The organism is Streptomyces tritici (assembly GCF_048500665.1).
In the GTDB taxonomy this organism is placed as follows: Bacteria; Actinomycetota; Actinomycetes; order Streptomycetales; family Streptomycetaceae; genus Streptomyces; species Streptomyces tritici.
In genome coordinates this window covers 4,438,706-4,458,060 of the sequence record NZ_CP183183.1, presented here as the reverse complement: position 1 = coordinate 4,458,060, position 19,355 = coordinate 4,438,706, and the positions used below count along the sequence as shown (strand labels likewise).

The 19,355-nt window shown below is 73.5% G+C and carries 18 protein-coding genes; 9 read left to right on the top strand and 9 right to left on the bottom strand.

The features are described from left to right. Nucleotides 1-61: 61 nt before the first annotated feature. Complete coding sequence (locus ACNJ93_RS20835) at nt 62-619, top strand: Uma2 family endonuclease (protein WP_418958929.1); 558 nt, start codon at nt 62-64, stop codon at nt 617-619. A 29-nt stretch (nt 620-648) separates the two neighbouring features. Here the strand turns inward: ACNJ93_RS20835 and ACNJ93_RS20830 are convergent, their stop codons facing one another. Beyond that, a complete protein-coding gene (locus ACNJ93_RS20830; RefSeq protein WP_418958928.1) occupies nt 649-1,668 on the bottom strand; it encodes a hypothetical protein in 1,020 nt (339 codons plus the stop codon). Nucleotides 1,669-1,781: 113 nt separating this feature from the next. On the opposite strand from ACNJ93_RS20830, the gene ACNJ93_RS20825 reads away from it, so the two are divergent. Both ACNJ93_RS20825 and ACNJ93_RS20820 read left to right on the top strand, forming a co-directional pair. Beyond that, nucleotides 1,782-3,863, top strand: coding sequence for a TPM domain-containing protein (locus ACNJ93_RS20825; protein WP_418958927.1), 2,082 nt, complete (start codon nt 1,782-1,784; stop codon nt 3,861-3,863). A gap of 64 nt (nt 3,864-3,927) precedes the next feature. Beyond that, a complete protein-coding gene (locus tag ACNJ93_RS20820; RefSeq protein WP_418958926.1) occupies nt 3,928-4,635 on the top strand; it encodes a PspA/IM30 family protein in 708 nt (235 codons plus the stop codon). A 33-nt stretch (nt 4,636-4,668) separates the two neighbouring features. On the opposite strand, the gene ACNJ93_RS20815 is transcribed toward ACNJ93_RS20820, so the two are convergent. From ACNJ93_RS20815 to ACNJ93_RS20795, 5 genes are all read right to left on the bottom strand, one after another. Then, entirely contained in the window at nt 4,669-7,230 is a 2,562-nt protein-coding gene (locus tag ACNJ93_RS20815; protein ID WP_418958925.1) for a SpoIIE family protein phosphatase, read from the bottom strand. A gap of 147 nt (nt 7,231-7,377) precedes the next feature. Further along, complete coding sequence (locus tag ACNJ93_RS20810) at nt 7,378-7,809, bottom strand: ATP-binding protein (protein ID WP_418958924.1); 432 nt, start codon at nt 7,807-7,809, stop codon at nt 7,378-7,380. 232 nt (nt 7,810-8,041) lie between these two features. Next, nucleotides 8,042-8,467: a (deoxy)nucleoside triphosphate pyrophosphohydrolase gene (locus ACNJ93_RS20805; RefSeq protein ID WP_418958923.1), complete on the bottom strand. Its 426-nt coding sequence runs from the start codon at nt 8,465-8,467 to the stop codon at nt 8,042-8,044. 43 nt (nt 8,468-8,510) lie between these two features. Then, the gene (locus tag ACNJ93_RS20800; RefSeq protein WP_418958922.1) at nt 8,511-8,690 is read right to left on the bottom strand and encodes an SPOR domain-containing protein; all 180 of its coding nucleotides are present in this window, start codon (nt 8,688-8,690) and stop codon (nt 8,511-8,513) included. 254 nt (nt 8,691-8,944) lie between these two features. Beyond that, the gene (locus tag ACNJ93_RS20795) at nt 8,945-9,697 is read right to left on the bottom strand and encodes a GntR family transcriptional regulator (protein ID WP_418958921.1); all 753 of its coding nucleotides are present in this window, start codon (nt 9,695-9,697) and stop codon (nt 8,945-8,947) included. A gap of 247 nt (nt 9,698-9,944) precedes the next feature. On the opposite strand from ACNJ93_RS20795, the gene ACNJ93_RS20790 reads away from it, so the two are divergent. Next, entirely contained in the window at nt 9,945-11,120 is a 1,176-nt protein-coding gene (locus ACNJ93_RS20790) for a serpin family protein (RefSeq protein ID WP_418958920.1), read from the top strand. Between the two features lie 103 nt (nt 11,121-11,223). Here ACNJ93_RS20790 and ACNJ93_RS20785 read toward each other — a convergent pair whose 3' ends face one another. Beyond that, nucleotides 11,224-12,798, bottom strand: coding sequence for a S8 family peptidase (locus ACNJ93_RS20785; protein WP_418958919.1), 1,575 nt, complete (start codon nt 12,796-12,798; stop codon nt 11,224-11,226). 178 nt (nt 12,799-12,976) lie between these two features. On the opposite strand from ACNJ93_RS20785, the gene ACNJ93_RS20780 reads away from it, so the two are divergent. Then, nucleotides 12,977-14,092 carry a pyridoxal-phosphate dependent enzyme gene (locus ACNJ93_RS20780; RefSeq protein ID WP_418958918.1) on the top strand — a complete coding sequence of 372 codons (1,116 nt, stop codon included), beginning with the start codon at nt 12,977-12,979 and terminating at the stop codon, nt 14,090-14,092. Nucleotide 14,093: 1 nt separating this feature from the next. Here the strand turns inward: ACNJ93_RS20780 and ACNJ93_RS20775 are convergent, their stop codons facing one another. Beyond that, nucleotides 14,094-14,576, bottom strand: a complete 483-nt coding sequence (locus ACNJ93_RS20775) for a cupin domain-containing protein (protein ID WP_418958917.1) — start codon at nt 14,574-14,576, stop codon at nt 14,094-14,096. A 32-nt stretch (nt 14,577-14,608) separates the two neighbouring features. Next, complete coding sequence (locus ACNJ93_RS20770; RefSeq protein ID WP_418958916.1) at nt 14,609-16,474, bottom strand: DUF4132 domain-containing protein; 1,866 nt, start codon at nt 16,472-16,474, stop codon at nt 14,609-14,611. Between the two features lie 297 nt (nt 16,475-16,771). Here ACNJ93_RS20770 and ACNJ93_RS20765 point away from each other — a divergent pair, with 297 nt between their 5' ends. Genes ACNJ93_RS20765 through ACNJ93_RS20750 form a run of 4 tightly spaced genes read left to right on the top strand, consistent with a single transcriptional unit; the run spans nt 16,772 to nt 19,353 of the window. Further along, nucleotides 16,772-18,001 carry a sensor histidine kinase gene (locus ACNJ93_RS20765; protein WP_418958915.1) on the top strand — a complete coding sequence of 410 codons (1,230 nt, stop codon included), beginning with the start codon at nt 16,772-16,774 and terminating at the stop codon, nt 17,999-18,001. Then, on the top strand, nt 17,998-18,399 hold the full coding sequence (locus ACNJ93_RS20760) for a roadblock/LC7 domain-containing protein (RefSeq protein ID WP_418958914.1): 402 nt from the start codon (nt 17,998-18,000) through the stop codon (nt 18,397-18,399). The genes ACNJ93_RS20765 and ACNJ93_RS20760 overlap by 4 nt, the downstream gene beginning before the upstream one ends. Further along, the gene (locus ACNJ93_RS20755) at nt 18,396-18,776 is read left to right on the top strand and encodes a DUF742 domain-containing protein (RefSeq protein WP_418958913.1); all 381 of its coding nucleotides are present in this window, start codon (nt 18,396-18,398) and stop codon (nt 18,774-18,776) included. The genes ACNJ93_RS20760 and ACNJ93_RS20755 overlap by 4 nt, the downstream gene beginning before the upstream one ends. Continuing rightward, entirely contained in the window at nt 18,751-19,353 is a 603-nt protein-coding gene (locus tag ACNJ93_RS20750; RefSeq protein ID WP_418958912.1) for a GTP-binding protein, read from the top strand. Before ACNJ93_RS20755 ends, ACNJ93_RS20750 begins: the two co-directional genes overlap by 26 nt. The last annotated feature ends 2 nt before the right edge of the window (nt 19,354-19,355 follow it).

The window sequence follows — 19,355 nt, the reverse complement described above, 5'->3', positions numbered from 1 at the left end:
CCGACGCGCGGTAGCGTCGGACCGAGCACCCCCCAGCCCGCACCACGGCGCAGGACGGACGATGAGCACTGCCCCCGACTACGACGGCATCGACGACCCCGAACGCGCGCTCAAATACGCCGTGCAGCACATCCGAGGCGACCGCGCCCAGATCATCGAGGGAATCATCGAACCGGTGTCGCCGACCTGGGACCACGAAGCCGCCGCCGAGATCATCCGCGATCAGATCCGGCCCCGCGCCCGGGAACTCGGCTGCGTCACGGGCTCCGGCAACCTGGACCTGCCGGGCTCCTCGAACTGGTACGTCCCCGACATCGCCGTCGTCCCCGCCGCCCAGGCCAAGGGGGCCACGGCGCTGCTCCCGGAGGACACCTTCCTGATCGTCGAAGTCACCTCGGAGTCCAACCGGGACACCGACCGCGTCGTGAAGCGGAAGCGGTACGCCGAATACCACGCCCCGCTCTACCTTGTAGTGGACCGGCAGGAGCAGAGCGTCACTCTGTACTCGGAACCCGGCCGCCTCGGCTACACGCGCGTCGACGGCCCGCACCCCTTCGGAACCCGGATCCGGCTGCCCGAGCCCTTCGACCTGGAGCTCGACACCGGCGACCTGGCCTGACGGGCGATGCCGCAGGCTCCGACCCCACGTCAGTGCCAGTCCTCGCGGTAGGCCGTCCAGTCCTCCTCCTTCGCGGCGAAGTCGACGTACAGGGCGACGCCGAAGCGTTGGCGGTGCGGGGCGGTGGAGCCCAGGCCCAGGCGGACGCCGCGGACGGCGGCGGCGACCGTCTCGGCGGACTCGTGGTGGCCGAGGTCGTCCTCGTGGAAGAAGGGCAGGCCCATCAGCAGGTCGGTGCTCTCGGGGGTCACCTCCAGGGCCAGTTCGGTCTGCTGGGCCACGTAGCCGCCGTACATGGTCTCCAGCGGCATCCACGTGTCGTACGACATGACGGCGATCTGGTCGACCCGGCGGGCGACCTGGCCGAAGAACTCCTGCGACCACCACTTCTCGCTGCCGGTCAGCGCGCCCACCCCCGTGTGCGCCGCCGGCAGCGGGTCTATCTGGTGGGCCGCCACCGAGAGCTGCGCCCCGCGGGCGCGGGTCAGCTCGCGGAGGTCGTCCAGGAGCGAGAGGTAGTGCGCGTCGTCGGAGTGCAGGGGTTCGAGGTCGAAGTGGACGCCCTGGAAGCCCGCGTCCAGGATCTGGCGGGCCGAGGCCACGACCGCCGCCCGGGACTCCCCTCTCTCCAGACGCAGGCCGTCCGGGCCCTCCGTCGCGAGGATGTCGCCGAGCCACGCCTGCACGCGGACGCCCGGCATCGTGCGGCGCACGGCGTCGAGCAGCCATTTCGCGCGCGGGTACCGGTCGGCGGGCAGCGTGCCGTCGTGCTCCAGCGGGCCCGCGTGCACGTACAGGTCACGTATCCCGGTGCCCTTGATCCGCGCGGCGAAGGCCGCGAGATCGGCGTCCTTCTTCCGGCCGTCCACCCACGCGTGGCCCAGCCAGATCGCGTCCCTGCCCCGGGACGCGGTCCCCTCGGCCACGTCCCCCGCGTAGTTCACCCGCAGCGCGGCGTACGCGCCCAGCGGCGGCAGCACGAGCAGCAGGACCAGGGCGAGGACGAGCCGGCGGAGCCACCGCCACCGCTTCCGTACACGTTCTTGCACCGGACCCCCCGGGTGTCGTGCCTGCGAGACGATCACCACCCTAGAGGCCGCTACTGACAGTGACCGGCGATCGTCCGGTCGCGAGGGGACGGCTCCTGACATACCGTCCCCATGTGACGCGACGCGCCCGAGCCCTTGCCGTGCTGCTGGCGGCGGCGTGGTGGGTGAGCGTGCCCGCCGCCCCCGGCGCCCTCGCCGAGGACCCCGTCGTGCTCGCCCGGGACGGGCAGATCACCGACCGGGTGAACGCCCTCGGCCCGCGCCGCGCCTCCGTCGCCACCGCCCTCGACCGGCTCTACGACGCACAGCGGCTGCAGCTCTTCGTCGTCTACGTCCGCGACTTCTCCGGCCGCTCCGCCCAGGACTGGGCCGACGCCACCGCCGACCGCAACGGCCTCGGCCGCGACGACGTGCTGCTCGCCGTCGCCACCCACGGCCGCCAGTACGCCTACTCCGTCGACACCGCCTCCCCGCTCACCGACCCGCAGCTCGACGAGGTGGCGCGGACCGCGATCGAGCCGCCGCTGCGCCGCAACGACTGGGCCGGCGCGGCGATCGGCGCGGCCGACGGCTACGACGCCGTGCTCGACGGGCGCCCCGTGCCCGTCCCCCGCATCAGCCCCGGCCCCGCGGACCCGGCCGACCCCGCCGGCGACCCGGACCCCGTCGAGGCGAGCGACTACGTGCTGCCCGCCGCCGTCCTCGCCGGGGCGGCGGGCGTCGGCGCGTACCTGCTCGCCCGCCGCAGGAAGCGCGGCGGCGGCACCCCGGCCGGGCGGACCCGGCAGGGCTGGGGCTCCGCCGTGGAGCACGCCCCGCCCGCGGCGCCCCCGGCGGCCGAGCTTGACGGGCAGGCCCGGCGGGCGCTGGTCGCCGCCGACGACGCCGTCCGCACCAGCCGGGAGGAACTGGGCTTCGCCACCGCCCAGTTCGGCGAGGAGGCGGTCGCGCCCTTCACGGAGGCCGTGCGCTACGCGCAGGACGAGCTGACGGCCGCCTTCCGGCTGCGCCAGGCACTCGACGACGCCTACCCGGAGGACGAGGCGACCCGGCGCTCCATGCTCGACGAGATCCTGCGCCGCTGCGCCGGCGCCGAGGCCCGGCTCGACGAGGTCGCCGCGGACTTCGACCGGCTGCGCGACCTGGAGCGGGAGGCGCCGAGGGCCCTGGAGACGGCCGACGCCGCGTACCGCGAGCAGGTCGCCCGGATCGGCACGGCCGAGGCGGCCCTGGAGGCGATGCGGCAGCGGTACGCGCCGTCCGCCGCCGCGCCGGTCGCGAGCGACGCCGCCCAGGCCAAGGATCGCTTGGTGTTCGCCATCACGAACCTCGACCGGGCCCGCGAGGCGGTGGCGGCGGGCGACAACGGCGTGGCGGCCGTGCACATCCGCGCCGCCGAGGGCGCGGTCGACCAGGCCGCCCGGCTGATCGAGGCCGTCGACCGGCGGGCCCGGGAGCTCGCGGAGGCGGTGGGCAAGCTGTCGGTGGCGCTCGGCGAGACCGAGGCCGATCTCGCCGAGGCGCACGGCGTGCTGCAGGGCGCCGAGGGCTCCTCGGCCGAACTGCGGGGCCGGGTGGCCCGCGCGGAGTCCGTCGTGGCGGACGTGCGGCGGGTCGTCGACGCGGGCCGGTACGACCCGCTCGACGCGCTGCGCCGGGTCGAGGAGGCCGACGCGGCCCTGGACGACGCGCTGGCCGGCGTGCGCGAGCGCGAGACGGCGGCCGGGCGGGCCCGGCTCCTGCTCGACCAGGCGCTGCTGACGGCCCGGTCGGCGGTCGGCGCGGCGGCGGACTACGTGACGACGCACCGCGGCGCGGTCGGCAGCGAGGCCCGCACCCGGCTCGCCGAGGCGCAGCGGCGGCTCGACCGGGCCGGGGAGCTGACGGAGGCCGGCGACCCGCAGGGCGCGCTGGCGGAGGCCCGGCAGGCGGACGCACTGGCCCGGCAGGCCCAGGACCTGGCGGAGCAGGACGTACGCGGCTACGGCTACCCGGGCCCGTCCCGTACCGCGGGCGGCTCGGGCCTCGGCGGCGCGGTGCTCGGCGGCATCATCCTCGGCGGCCTGTTCGGCGGCGGGTCCGGCGGCTTCGGCGGCGGGGGCTTCGGCGGCGGTTTCGGCGGAGGCGGACCCGGCCCCGGCAGCTTCGGCGGCGGAGGCACCCGCGGCCGGCGCGGAGGCGGCGGCCGATTCTGACGGCAGACCGCCGGTTCCGGCGCCGGGGCTGCCGGTACGGACACCATGTGAAGGAGCAGCACCGATGAGCAAGCAGACGATCCTCGGCCGGGTCACCCAGTTGGCGAAGGCCAACATTCACGCCCTGCTCGACCAGGCCGAGGATCCGCAGCGGATGCTGGACCAGCTGATCCGCGACTACACGGACAACATCCGCGAGGCGGAGGAGGCGGTGGCGGCGACCATCGGCAATCTCCGGCTGATGGAGCAGGACCACCGGGAGGACGTGGACGCGGCGCGGGAGTGGGGCGCGAAGGCCCTGGCCGCCAGCCGGAAGGGCGACGAACTGCGGGCCGCCGGGCAGACCGCGGAGGCGGACCGCTTCGACAACCTCGCGAAGGTGGCGCTCGGCCGTCAGCTCCGGTCGGAGAAGGAGGCGAGCACGGCCGAGCCGGCGATCGCCGCCCAGACCGAGGTGGTGCAGCAGCTCAGGACGGGCCTGGACCGGATGAAGGACAAGCTGACGGAGCTGCGGGCCAAGCGCGACGAACTCGTGGCCCGCGCCCGTACGGCCCACGCGCAGAACACCATGCTCGACGCGGTGAAGAGCATCGACGTGCTCGACCCGACCAGTGAGCTCGCCCGCTTCGAGGAGAAGGTCCGCCGCGAGGAGGCCCGCGCCCTGGGCAAGCAGGAGCTCGCCGCGTCCTCGCTGGACGCCCAATTCGAGCAGCTGGAGACGCTGACCGACTCCGCGGAGATCGAGGCGCGCCTCGCGGCCCTGAAGGGCTGAGGGCCGGGCGCCCAGCCCCGGCCCCCTCCGGCCTCAGAACATGCTCAGCAGCTGCTCCACCGTCGGTTCCGCGCTGTTCTCCCCGTCCGGCAGCGGGAGTTCGAACCAGACCGTCTTGCCACGATGGGTCCGGCGGGAGCCCCACGCGGCGCTCAGCAGGCCGACCAGCTGCAGGCCCCGGCCGCCCTCGTCCGTGTCGCGGGCGCGACGGCGGCGGGGCTGGACCAGGCCGGAGTCCCAGACCTCGCAGACCAGGGTCCGGTCGCGCAGCAGCCGGAGGCGGATGTCGCCCTCGCCGTACCGGAGCGCGTTGGTGACCAGTTCGCTGACGAGCAGTTCGACGGTGTCCACCAGCGGTTCGAGGTCCCAGGCGACGAGCTGGCCGCGGGCCAGCTCGCGGGCCCGGCCCACCGAGCGGGGCTCGCGGGGCAGGCTCCAGTCGCCGACGGCCTCGGCCGGCAGCCCGCGGACCCGGGCCATCAGCAGGGCGATGTCGTCCTGGCCGTGGCCGGTGTCCAGGGTGCTCAGGACGTGGTCGCAGACGTCCTCCAGGGCCGGGCGCCCGGGCTCGCCGAGGGCCCGCTTGAACGCGCTCATGCCCTCGTCGAGCGGATGGTTCCGGGACTCGACCAGCCCGTCGGTGTAGAGCGCGAGCAGCGCGCCCTCGGGGAGCTCGACCTCGACCTCCTCGAAGGGCTCCCCGCCGACGCCGAGCGGCATCCCCGGCGGCACGTCGAGCAGCATCGCGCCGTCGCCGGGCTCGACCAGCACCGGCGGCAGGTGGCCGGCGTTGGCGAAGGTGCAGCGCCGGGTGACCGGGTCGTAGACCGCGTACACGCAGGTGGCGAGGTACACCTCGGCGAGCTCGGGGCCGCGGGCCTTGTGCGCCCGGCCGCTCTGCTGCGCGCCGGCGGGCGCGCCGAGGCCGCGGGCGATCTCGTCGAGGTGCGAGAGCACCTCCGCGGGCTCCAGGTCGAGCTGGGCCAGCGTGCGCACGGCGGTGCGCAGTTCGCCCATGGCGACGGCGGCCCGCAGTCCGCGGCCCATGACGTCGCCGATGACCAGGGCGGTGCGGTGGCCGGGGAGTTCGATGACGTCGAACCAGTCGCCGCCGACCTCGGTGGCCGCGTTGCCGGGCAGGTAGCGGCAGGCGATGTCGAGGCCGGACGCCTCGGGGTCGCCGGGCGGGAGCAGGCTGCGCTGCAGGATCAGGGCCCGCTCGTGCTCGCGCCGGTACAGGCGGGCGTTGTCGATGCAGACGGCGGCGCGGGCGGCGAGTTCGACGGCCAGCGCCCGGTCCCGCTCGCCGAAGGGCTCGCTGCCCTTGGCGCGGGAGAACTGGACCAGGCCGACGACGGTGTCGTGGGCGACCATCGGCACGGCGAGCGTGGACTGGACGAGCCCGCCGTCGCCGCCGGGCACGCTGTGCACCCGGCCGGTGCGCAGGGCGCTCGCGCAGGCGGAGTTGAACGGGTAGCGGTGGACGGAGCCGACCTCGACCGGCCCGTCCTCGCAACAGCCCGGCACGGAGCGCAGCTCCACCGGGGCGTCGGACACGGCGCTGGCGAAGGCGACCCGGCGCAGTTCGGCGCTGCCCGCGCCGTAGCCGACGTCCTGGGGCGAGCCCCAGCGGCCGGGCGGCGCCTCGTCGCCGGTGAGCAGCCCCTGGTACAGGTCGACCGAGGCGAGGTCGCAGAAGCCGGGGACGGCCACGTCGAGCAGTTCCCGGGCGGTGGACTCCAGGTCCAGCGAGTTGCCGATGCGCGCGCCGGCCTCGTTGAGCAGGGCCAGGTTGCGGCGGGCGCTGGCGGCCTCGCGGGCGGCGTTGTGCCGGCGGGTGACGTCGACGCCGAGGCCGGCGACGCCGATGGGGCGGCCTGAACCGCTGTGCACCCGGTAGAGGTTGATCGACCAGTGGCGGCGGTCGGTGCTGCCGGGCGGGGCGCCGATGATCTGGAGCTCGGTGACGGCCTCGCCGGTGTCCAGGACGCGCCGGAGCGCGGCGGTCATCCGCTCGGCTTCGGGGCGGGCGAGGTAGTCGTGGACGGTCCGGCCGCGGTGGTCGTCGGCGGAGCCGCCGAAGACGGCGGCGAAGCGCTGGTTGGCGCGCTTCACGGTGAGGTCGGTGCCGAACAGAAGGAAGCCGAACGGCGATTGACCGAAAATCGCCTGCGAGGCCGCGAGGTCGGTCTCGATCTGCCGCAGGGCGCGGACGTCGACGACGATGCACAGCGCGGCGCGTTCGCCGTTCCGCGTCTCACTGGGCATCACATACATCTCGGCGATGCCGTGCGGGCGGCCCCGGCCGGGGATCCGGAACGGGACGAGTCCGGTCCACTCCTTGCCGTCGAGGATCTCCGCCACCCGGCGGTGACCGCGCTGGCGCAGCTCACGGGGCAGGAAGGCCTCGACCGGGTCCTTGCCCATGGCCTCTTCGACGGGCACGCCGAACAGGTCGACGGCGCGTCGGCTCCACTGGTCGACGAGGCCGTCGGGCCCGATCGAGAAAGAGGCGACCCTGATGTAGTCGTAGATCGAGCCAGGCGGGCTGCTCTGCCACAAGACGCCGCTCGCCGTCCCAGGTATCTCGCTCACGCGACCGTCCCCTCCAGCTCACCGCACCGGACCGGCCATGCACGCAGTATTCAGCACTACGGCCCCCGACGGCACGACGTTCACGATCACAGGGTGGTCTCGTTCATTTCAAGCCGGTCCCCCGTGATCGCAAGTCCCTCCTGTCTTCTAACCAGGCAGGGCCAGCTCGAACCACACGGTCTTGCCCGTCCTGCCCTTGCGGGTCCCCCAGCGACGGGCGGAACAGGCCACCAGCTGCAGGCCGCGGCCCCCTTCGTCGTCGGGTCCCGCGCTGCGTTCCAGGGGCGGATCCGGAAGCGGATCGGAGACCTCCACGAGCAAACCGGGCTTCGGGGCGTCCGGGCCGTGGGGTCCGTCGCCGTTCGAGCGCTGCCGGACGATGCGGACGCCGATGGGGCCGGAGGCGTGCTGCAGGGAGTTCGTGACCAGCTCGGAGACCAGCAGGACGGTCACGTCGCGGACGGACGGGTCGATGCGCCAGGAGCGCAGGGTGTCGCGGACGAGATGACGGGCCGCGCGCACCGCGTCCGCCTCCGCGGGGAAGTTCCACTCGGCGCAGTGGCCCTCGTTGTCGATCACGCGACCACTTCCCCAGACCCGGCGGCAGACCTGTCCCTTTTCAGAGGGTCAAAGGGGACATACCCGATATTCGGGGCGGGATATCGCGGCTTTCACGGGCATGGATGCACCCCGACACGAACGGCGTACGCGCCCGGCCGCGCGCCGGGCGCGGGCCGGACCGCCCGCGCGCCCCGGCCTGCGCGTACGCCGCGGGGCTACGCGTCCCGCGGCGTACGCGTCCCGCGCGGGCCTACGCGTCCCGCGCGGGCGCGGGCCACAGCCGGGCCGCGACGGCGTCGACCGCGGGGCGGTCGACGTCGAGCCAGTCCACCGACCCCAGCTCGTCCCGGCCCAGCCAGCGCAGCTCGTCGTGGTCCTCCAGCGGCGCGGGCTCGCCGGAGACCAGCCGGGCCGTCCACACGCGGAGCACGTACCCCGGCTTGAGCAACCACTCGCCGGGGATCCGCTCGCCGGGCTCGGTCTCCACGCCCAGCTCCTCGCGCAGCTCGCGCACCAGCGCCTTCTCGGCGCTCTCCCCCGGTTCGAGCTTGCCGCCCGGGAGTTCCCAGCGGCCGGCCAGCTCGGGCGGGGCGCTGCGGCGCGCGGCCAGCAGGCGCCCCCGGTCGTACAGGGCTCCGGCGACCACCACGACGTGGTCGGCGTTGTGAAGGGTCATGCGCCGGAGCGTAGCCCGGTGGTCCGGGCGGGGAAGGCGGAGGTCAGAGCGCGGGCTGCTCGATGCGCTCGACCCAGTAGAGCTGCTTGTGGCCCCGGTCGTCGAGGCTGTCGGCGATCTTCTGCGCCTCGTCCTTCGTGGCGTATCTGCCCACGCGGTAGCGGTTGCCGTTGTCGTCCTGGCGTATGACCAGCCAGGGCAGGACAGCGTTGGCCTCGCTCACAGGAGCCCTCCCTCCACCGGTCCGCTCACCGTCGTCGATCCCCAGGAAACCGCAATCCGCATATGCCCGAGCTTACGCCTGACCTTTACTCAGCGGATCGGGGTTTTCACAAAGAGATACGGATCCGGCCAGCGGAGGGAGAGCCCGGGGGAACGCGCGGGTGACGGGCGGTCAGCCGGGCGCGGGTGGAGGCCTTTTCGGGTGCGGGAGGGTGCGGAGGGACAGCCGCCGGGAGGGTCAGCGGACCAGGAGGGTCAGCGGACCGGGAGGTGATAGGCGATGCGGTAGCGGTCGGCGGGGACCACCACGTCGGCGGTCTCCACCGCGCGGCCGGAGGCGTAGAAGGTGCGCTCCAGGACGAGGACCACATGGCCGGGGACGCCGCCCAGGGTGAGCAGTTCCTCCGCGAGGCCCGGACGGGCCCCGACCTCCTCCACCACGTTGTCCACGACGACGTCGATCGCCGCCATCCGCTCGACCACCCCGCAGCCGCCCAACGGCCCCTCCTCGGGGAGCATCACGGGCGTCCGGCCGGTGACGCACAGGGGCTCCCAGGAGGTGGAGAGCATCATCGCCTCGCCCGCGTCCCGGTACACGTACCGCGTGCGCATCACGCGCTCGCCGGGCTCGACGCCGAGCCGGGCGGCCACCGCGGCGCTCGCCGGCTCCTGCTCGCTGCTGGACTCCCAGGTGCCGCGGCACCCCTCCTCGGCCTGCTCCTGCCGGAACGGGTTGGCCCCGCACGGCGGCCGGTCGCCGGAGCGGCGGATCCGGCGCGGCACGGGCCGCTCGCGCACGTACGTCCCCGAGCCGGAGCGGCCCTCCACCAGGCCCTCCGCCATCAGGACCTTGCGGGCCTCCAGGGCGACCGTGTCCGAGACCCCGTACTCCTCGCGGATGCGGGCCTGCGAGGGAAGCCGGGCGTGCGGGGGCAGCGAACCGTTCGCGATCTTCTCCCGCAGATCGCTCGCCACGCGGAGATAGGCCGGCTGCTCACCGAACGTCACAGGACACTCCCCTCAGGTTGACGGACAGCTACAGACTGACAACCGTCGGTCGAGCCCCGCAAGCATGGGCCAAGGTTTCACCCGAAGTGATGATCTTCGTCTGTGCTGGGGTTTACCCGCGGTACGAGGACCAACGGTTACGGTGCTGCCTCACACACAGGTGCGACGACGGGGGGCGGCCGTGCGGGCGACAGCGGGAACGGTCAGAGCGGTCAACGGACTCACCGCGCGATGGGCGTCCCAGGGCTTGGCGCCCGAGGCCCTCGGCGCGGGCACGGCGATCTCCGCCACGGGCGTGTGGCCGTTGCTGGCCCTCCTCGCGGAGGGCGCGGGCGGCCCCGCGCGCGGCGAACTGGAGGACGCCCTCGGCATGGACGCCGTGGAGGCCGCCGCGGGCGCCCGCGGGCTGCTGGGCGCCCTGGAGGGCATCCGAGGCTGCTCGTCCGCGCTCGGGCTGTGGGCCCGGCCGGACCTGGCGCTGCACGACCGGTGGCTCGCGGGGCTCCCGGACGCCGCGTTCGGCCGGTTCAGCGGTGACGCCGAGGCCGACAAGAAGGCGCTGGACGCCTGGGCCGCGGAGCGGACCGGCGGGCTGATCCCGCGGATGCCGGTGGAGCTCGGCCCGGGGGTGCTGCTGGTCCTCGCCGCCGCGCAGGCCGTGCGGACCCAGTGGCTCAGCCCCTTCTGGGAGGGCGAACTCGTCCCGGAGAGCGGCCCCTGGGCGGGCCGGTACCTCGTCGGGCTCCGGCGGCGCACCAGCCTCCTGGACCGGGTCGGCCTCGCGGAGACGGCCGCCGGCCCGCTGACGGTTCTTCATGTGCTCGGCGACACGGGGGTGGACGTGCACCTCCTGCTCGGCGAGGAAGAGGCCGCGCCGGGCGCGGTGCTCGCCGCCGGGATCGACGTGCTGCAGCGGACGCACCGCGCCGTGCCGGGGAGCCTGCTGCCGCTCGGGGAGCCCGGACCGGGGCTGGAGGTGCGCAACGTGCGCAGCCTCACCCGTGACCCGCAGCTCGACGTGACCACCTCGCCGTTCTCGCTCACCGCCGAGCACGACCTGCTGGCGACTCCGGAGATCTTCGGCCTGGCCACCGCCTCGGACAGCAGCCGCGGTCACTTCCCCGGCGTCGGCGACGTCCCGCTGGCGATCGAACAGGCCCGGCAGTCCGCCCTCGCCCGGTTCACGGAGAAGGGCTTCGAGTCGGCGTCCGTGACGGCCTTCGCCGCCGCCGCGGGCTGCGCCCCGGACCCGAGGCCGACGTACGTCGTGCGCCAGGTCCGGCTGACCCACGACCGGCCCTTCGGCTTCCTCACCGTCCACCGCACCTCGCGCCTGGTCCTGACGGCCGGCTGGGTCGCCGAGCCGGTGGACCACGTCTTCGAGGAGTACGAGGACGAGTACGAGGACGAAGACGAGGCGTAGGACGCGTTTCAGGGCCCCGCGCACGACGAAGGGGCAGCCGCCCGCCGACGGCCGCCCCCTCGCACGTTCAGTGCCTCACGCTCGTTCCGTCACTCGCGGACGCTCAGAACTGCAGCGCCCAGGAGTCGATGCGGCCGGTGTCGTAGGACGCGTTGTCCGTGACCCGCAGCTTCCACGTGCCGTTCGCGACCTCGGAGGAGGCGTTGACCGTGTACGTGGTGTTGATGTTGTCCGCGCTGCCGCCGGTGCCGAAGCCCTTCAGGGTGTAGGCGGTGCCGTCGGGGGCGATCAGCTGGACCTGGAGGTCACCGATGTAGGTGTGCACGATGTTCACCGGAACCTGCAGGGCGGACGGGGCGTTGCCGGTCACACCGGAGACGGTGACCGGGGACTCGACCGTCGCGTGGTCGTTGATCGCGTAGTCCGCGGTGTTCTCGAATCGCTTGCCCGGAGGCGGCGTGGTGCCGCCGCCGCCCACGTACAGCAGGCGGTTCGGGGAGCCGGTGCCCGGGTTGCCGACCACGTTCGGGGTGGCGTTGGTGGTCAGCGCGGACGCCACCTGGGCCGGGGTCGCCGACGGGTTGTCGCCGAGGTAGACGGCGGCGGCGCCGGCCACGTGCGGGGTCGCCATCGACGTGCCGGAGATGGTGTTGGTGGCGGTGTCGCTGCTGTTCCAGGCCGAGGTGATGGAGGAGCCCGGGGCGAAGATGTCCAGCACGCTGCCGTAGTTGGAGAAGCTGGAGCGGGCGTCGCTGCTGGTCGTGGAGCCGACCGTGATCGCCTCGGTCACGCGGGCCGGGGAGTAGTTCGACGCGTTGGAGTTGTCGTTGCCCGCCGCGATGGCGTACGTGACGCCGGACGCGATCGAGTTGCGGACGGCCGCGTCGAGCGTCGCGTCCGCGCCGCCGCCGAGGCTCATGTTGGCGACGGCCGGCTTGACGGCGTTGCGCGTCACCCAGTCGATGCCTGCGACGACGCCGGCGGTGGTGCCGGAGCCGTTGTTGTCGAGCACGCGGACGCCGACGATCTTGGCCTTCTTGGCCACGCCGTAGGCGTTGCCCGCGACGGTGCCGGCGACGTGGGTGCCGTGGCCGTGACCGTCCTGGGCCACGTTGTCGTTGTCGACGGCGTCGTAGCCGTTGAAGGCCCGGCCGCCGAAGTCGCTGTGGGAGATCCGCACACCGGTGTCGATGATGTACGCCGTGACGCCCGTGCCCGCGGTGTCCGGGTAGGTGTAGCTCTGGTTCAGCGGGAGGGCCCGCTGGTCGAGGCGGTCCAGACCCCAGGACGGCGGGGAGGGCTGGGTGCCGGAGATCGTGAAGACGCGGTTCTGCGCGACGGACTTCACCGCCGGGTCGGCGGCGAGCTTCTTCGCCTGCGCCTCGGAGAGCTCGACGCTGTAGCCGTTGAGCGCGGAGGTGTACGTCTTCTTGATCTTGGCGCCGTACTCGGCGGCGACCGCGCGGCCCTTCGCCGTCTCGGCCTGCGCGGACTCGTGCAGGGTGACGATGTAGCTGCCCGAGATGGCGCCGGGGGCGCCCGCGTTCTGGATCACGCCTTCCGGGGCGGCCGCGGCCGCGTTGGCCGGGAGGGCGGAGGCGGTGCCGAGCGCGAGGGCGGCGACGGCTATGGCGCTGGCCGCGGCGAGTCTGCGCCGCGAGTCACGCATCACTGACATGTGAGGGATCCTCCTCATAGGTGGTGCGCTGCTGTGGGGGTACGGCAGGGACATGACAAACACTGGTCGGGTGGCCCCTGGTGTTCGCCTTGTCGTCCGCCGAGCGAAAGATTGGCGGATCCATAGGAATCGCACAAGGGCCCCGGGCGCCCTGCAACGAGCCCGCCACACAGCTGACATGCTGGCCCCCATGACCGCCTACGTGTGCCCCCGGTGCCGGTCCCGCGCCGCCGCAGACGCGCTCACCTGGTGTTGTCCGCAGTGCCGCGGCCCCTGGGACCTCGCCTTCGACGCCGCTCCCGTGTCCCTCCCGACCCTCGCGTCACGTGTGAATTCCTTGTGGCGATACGCCGAGGCGCTTCCCCTGGCGACCACCGCGCCCGAGGTGAGCCTCGGCGAGGGCCGGACGCCCGTCGTCCCCCTCAGTGACACCGTTTCGGCCAAACTCGACTTCCTCACGCCGACGTTGTCCTTCAAGGACCGCGGCGCGGTCATGCTCGCCGAGCTGGCCCGCCGGCTGGGCCCCCGCCTCGTCGTCGCCGACAGCAGCGGCAACGCGGGCACGGCGATCGCCGCGTACACGGCGCGGGCCGGGGTGCCCTGCGCGGTGTACGTCCCCGAGGGCACCTCCGCGAAGAAGCTGGAGCAGATCCGGGCGCACGGCGCGCGGCTCGCCGTCGTCCCCGGCGGCCGGGACGCGGCCGCGCGAGCCGCGCAGGAGGAGGCAGGGGCGCCGGGCGTCCTGTACGCCTCGCACGTCTTCAACCCGCACTTCCTGCACGGCACCAAGACCTACGTGTACGAGCTCTGGGAGGACGGCGGCGGCACGCTCCCCGACACCCTCGTCGTCCCGGTCGGCAACGGCACCCTGCTCCTCGGCGCGGCCCTCGCCCTCGACGAACTCCACGGCCACGGGCTGATCGACCGCCGCCCCGCGCTCGTCGCGGTCCAGGCGGCGGCCGTCTCCCCGCTGGCCACGGCGTACCGCGCGGGAGCACGGGAGCTGACGGAACCGGCGCCCGCCGGGACCACGCTCGCCGAGGGCATCGCCATCCCGCGCCCGCCGCGGGCCGCGCAGATCCTGCGCGCGGTCCGCGACACCGGCGGCGACTTCGTCACCGTGACCGACGATCAGATCCGCGCCGCCCAGGCCGACCTGGCCCGCCGCGGCCTGTACGTCGAGACGACGGCCGCCGCCTGCTGGGCGGCCGTGCGCGAGGCGCCGCCGCGTCCGGGCACGACGGTGCTGCCCCTGTGCGGGGCCGGCGCCAAGACGGGACTCGCGCCGGCGTGACCTAGTCGGTCCAGTACGTGTCGTGCTTCAGGAAGAACGCGGCGCGCTCCTCCTCCGTCATCTGCGCGACCGTCCCCACCTTCTCGAAGTACTCCTCGCGGGGCGCGCCCGGCGCGAACAGCAGCAGCATGGAAGCCGGTTCGTCGGCCTCGTTGCGGAAGGCGTGCAGCCCGCCGGTCGGCACGTACACGCAGTCGCCCCGGCGCGCGTCGACCCACCGCGCCCCGTCGAAGATCCGGACCGTGCCGTCGAGGACGTAGAAGGTCTCCGAGATCGTCCGGTGGAAGTGGGTGGAGGGTCCGCCCGCCCTCGGCGTCATGTCCACCTGGTACAGCCCGAACTCCCCGCCCGTGGAGGCGGTGGTGGCGAGGTACCGGGTCTGGGTGCCGTTGCCGGAGACCAGCTCCGGCGGGGCGCCGGCCGGGCGGTAGGTCGCGGTGATCTCGCCCGTCTCGCCGTGGTAGCGGGGCTCGGGGTACGACATCGGTGAACTCCGTTCGTCTCGCCGGTCGTTGCTCAGCCGGCGCGTCTGATCTGCTGCAGGATCGAATCGTCCGTGATTCCCGCGTCGTCCGCGAGCAGAAACGCCTTGCTGAGGATCAGCGAGAGGCGCTCGTCCTCGAACGGCAGGAACACCTTCCCGTCGGTCTTCCGTGCCGCCGGCACCACGCACAGGTACGCGTCGTCCGGCGCCATCCGGACGTTCGCCGAGCCCAGGTGGATCCGGTACGTGGTCAGTTCGCCGCGGACGACCAGGCAGCGGTCCTCCAGGTCGCAGCGGTCGGCGATCCGCAGCATCGGCAGGATGCGCGCCAGGACGTCCCGGCGGGTCTGCGCGGTCCCGTTCAGCTCGCCGAAGCCCGCGGACTCCCAGTACGGCCGCCGCCCGTCCTCCCGCCAGTCCGGGTCGGCGGCGATCGAGGTCACTCCCACGAACAGGTCCACGTCGCGCAGCCCCTCGCTGAGCACCAGCGGCGGCACCTCGGCGAGCGGGACCGGCCGCACGCCCTGCGCCGTGCGGCGCCGGAAGCACACCCGGTCGGTGGAGGCGACGAGGTCCTCGTCCGACCAGTCCGCGAGGACGTGCCGGAAGCCCACCTCCCACTCCCCCGCCCCGAGCGTGCGGCACGCCTCGTCCTCGTCGCCGGAGTCCCAGGGGCCGAGGAGCCGGCTCGTCCACGCACGGGCCCGGAAGAGCGCGAACATCCGCCGGTAATGGACGAGATGGCCCGCGAAGCGGTGGGAGTGGTCCCGGGTCTCCTCCTCGGCCGGGGTGAGCCGGTAGATCTCCCGGAACGCCTGCTTGAACGGCTGGCGCAGCCGCCGCTCGGTGACCAGCGCGCGCCAGGACTCCACCGTCTCCGGGTCGGAGCGCAGCGGGTGCCAGAGGCGTACGGCCGCGTCCTCGGGCGCCTCGGGCAGTTCCTCGGCCTCCGGCAGCACGGCCCGCCACCGGCCCGGCGCGACCTCGATCTCCCAGACGAGGCGGCGCACCACGGCCCGGGCCACCGGGTGCTCGGCCAGTTCGGCGCGCCAGCGCCCGTACGGGGGGATCATGTCGGCGGTCCAGCCGGCCTCCAGCGCCCGCGCGAGGGTGCCGAGCTGGATGTCGACCCGCTTCACCAGGGCGCGCAGCTCCTTGACCGCGTCCGGGTGGTCGCGGCGGGCGGGCGCGGGCAGGGTGCGCAGCGGGCGGCCGTCCTTCGACCAGGTCAGCACGGCGGTGTCGGCGAGGGTGACGACGGCCTCGTACGGGCCGACCGCGCGGCGCAGCACGCCGTCCGGTCCGAAGCCGAGCGTCGGCTGGCGCAGGGCCACGTCGACGCGCTCGACGAGCGCCGCCTCGACCTTCTTCAGGTTCTTGTCGAGCTGCTTGGGCACCCCGGCGTGCCGGGTGGCCGCGCGGGCGGCGCGGACGGCGGTGACCAGCTCGGGGGTGGGGAGGTCCCGCCCGGCCCGGACCAGTTCGAACAGCAGCGCCTGGGAGGGCAGGGTCTTCGCGGCCGTCGGGGCGACCGCGACGGCCGGCAGCAGCCGGTCGAGCAGGGCGGGCAGCCACGGCTCGTCGCGCGCCAGCGCCGTACGGGCGGCCCGCCCGAGGACGGCGACCTCGTCCGGGGTGAACGCCTTCTCCGCCACGTACGGCAGTTCGCCCCGGTGGATCGCCTCCATACGGGCCGCGGCCGTCTCCAGCGCCCGCCGGGCGAAGGCCGCGTAGGCGGGTATCGCGGCGATCTGCCGCCACCGTTCCGTGTACCAGGCCGGCGGATCGTACGTGTCGGACGGCTGCAGCGACCGGAACAGCGACCGCTCGGCCGTGGTGAGGCCCTTCAGGACCGCCGTCTCTTCGGATGCGACTGCGAAGTCGTTCTCGTCTGGCATGGGGCCGGATGCTGCCATGCGGCACTGACAGTGACGGCCCCTTGAGCGCTCCTGCGCAGGTCAGCGGGAGGGTCCAACGCGACGCCGACTCTTTTACGTCTCCCGTCTATTGACTGACCGTCATCAAATCGCACAGTGATACGATCTGCGCGCAAGCGGGGCGGGCGGATGAGCGCAGGACAGCACCTCCAACGACGTGGGCGGTCCGAGCGAGCGTCCCGATGCGGGCGGTTCCGCCGGTTCACCCGCATTGAGGGGAATTCAGCTACTGGCCGTCGGTCGCCTGAAGAGAGTCTTATGACGGAATACATACAGAACCCTGTGCTCTGGGTTTTGTTGGTCCTCGTCCTTGCCGCTGTCGCCGTCATCGTCCGCCTGCGCGGTACGGGCCGGGCCCTGCGGCAGGAGATCGACGGGCTCAGGACCCACTACTCCGACCTGGAGAACCGCTACACCCAGTCCGTGGAGGCGGCGCAGGAGGAGGCCGAGGAGGGCACCAAGACCGTCCTCAAGTCCGCCATGCGGACGCTCCAGGGTCTCGCCGCCGAACAGCAGCTGATCATCTCCCGGCTGCAGAACAAGTACGGCGAGTCCGCCATGCTCCAGGACCTCCTGGAGATCGACCACACCAACTCGCAGTTCGGCCGGCGCGCCCAGTCCATCGCCGTCCTCTGCGACGGCTGGCTGGGCCGGCACCGCGACGTCGCCTCCGTGTACGACGTGGTCCGCAGCGCCCAGGGCCGCATCCGGCACTTCCGGCGCGTGGAGATCCTCTCCCGCGTCGACTTCGGCATCACCAGCCGGGCCGTCGAGCCGGTGGCCCTGGCGCTCGCCGAGCTGCTCGACAACGCCACCAGCTACTCCAGCCCGGACACGGTCGTCGAGATCAACACCCGCACCGTGCCCAAGGGCGTCTGCATCGTCGTCGACGACGCCGGCGTCGGCATGAGCGACGAGGAGCGGGCCCGCGCCGAGCGGCTGCTCAGCAGCAACCGCGTCTCCGGCGTCTCCGGGCTCGGCAACCCGCCGCAGTTCGGCTTCGCCGTCATCGGCGTGCTCTGCGAGCGCTTCGGCTTCGAGGTGTCCGTGGACTCCTCGTCCCCGTACGGCGGTGTGCGCGCGGTCGTCCTGCTCCCGCACGACCTGCTGACCAGCATGCCGGACCAGCGGCCCGCCGCGGCCCCGGCCGTGCCGGCCGGCCTTCCGCAGCCCGGACTGCCGCAGAACAGCCTCCAGCACACCGGCCTGCCGCACACCGGTCTGCCGCAGACCGGCGGTCCCGAGGCCGCACCGGTCCTCGGCGCCACCGCCGACGGCCTGCCCCGTCGCCGCCGCAAGCGGCCGATGGCCATCGTGCCGAACAGCTCCCCCGCCGCACGCACCACCGGCCGCTCCGGCGCGGAGACGGCGGCGATCATGGGCGCCTTCCAGCGGGGCACCCAGTCAGGCCGGGCCACCCAACCGGAGGTAGTGGACCCGACGAGCAGCACCCGTGGTGCAAGCAGCGAAGGACATGAGGTCTCGTGAACGACGATCTGTCATGGATGCTCGACAGCGCCCTGGAGATTCCCGGGGCCCTGCACGCGGTCCTGATATCCGCCGACGGGCTGCTGATGGCCCGGACGAAGGACTTCGACAAGGACAACGCCGACCGCGTCGCCGCCGCGATGAGCGGCGTGCAGTCGCTCAGCCGCTCGCTCGGCTTCTTCTGTGAGGACCCGAACGCCGGCTGGCGGCAGACCCTCGTCGAGTTCGACGGCGGCTGGGTCTTCCTGATCTCCGCCGGCGAAGGCGCCTACCTCGGCGTCTCGGCCGGCCCGGACGTCGACATGGCGGACATCACCTTCCGCATGCAGCAGCTCGTCGGCCAGCTCGGCAAGGTGCTCATGACCCCGCCGCGCGAGAACCTCGGCGCGCGCTCATGACCGGGTCCGAGATGTGGGAGACGGAAGCCGCCGAGCTGGTGCGGCCCTACGTCATCACCAAGGGCCGCGGCCTGCCGGACGACACGCAGCTCTCGCTGATCACCCTGGTGACGGCGGCGCCGGAGGAGGGCACGCAGCGGCCGACCCGGCTGTCCCCCGAGGAGCAGCGGCTGCTCGACATCTGCTCGGCCGGCTACCTGTCGGTGGCCGAGATCGCCGGGCACACCCGGCTGCCGCTGGGCGTGGTGAAGATCCTGCTCGCCTCGCTGACCGAGGGCGGCTACCTCCTCACCCGCGCCCCCGTCGCCCGGGCGCCGCTCGCCGACCGGGAGATCCTGGAGGAGGTGCTCAATGGTCTCCGCCGCAAGTTTGGATGAGCACGCCTATGTGCGCGGCGGCGCGACGCAGATCCCGGTGAAGATCCTCGTCGTCGGCCACTTCGCCGTCGGCAAGACCACCTTCATCGGCGCGATCTCCGAGATCGAGCCGCTGTCCACCGAGGAGCGGATGACCCGCGCCTCGGAGCAGGTGGACGACCTCAAGGGCGTCCGGAGCAAGACCACCACCACGGTGGCCATGGACTTCGGCCGGCTGACGATCAGCGACCGCGTCGTGCTGTACCTCTTCGGCACGCCCGGCCAGCAGCGGTTCGTCCAGGTCTGGGAGGACCTCGCGCGCGGCGCCCTCGGCGCGCTGGTCCTCGTCGACCCCGAGCGGCTCGCCGACTCCTTCGAGGTCATCGACCTGATCGAGCAGTACGGCCTCGACTACGCCATCGCCGTCAACCACTTCGACGGCTCCCCGGTGCGGGACGAGGCAGCGCTCCGTGAGGCACTGGACCTGCTCGACGACACCCCCGTCGTCACCTGCGACGCGCGCGACGAGGCGTCGTCCGCCGCAGCCCTCACCACTCTCGTCCGCTTTTTGCTGGACCGTGCCCAACAGGAGCAGTAAGC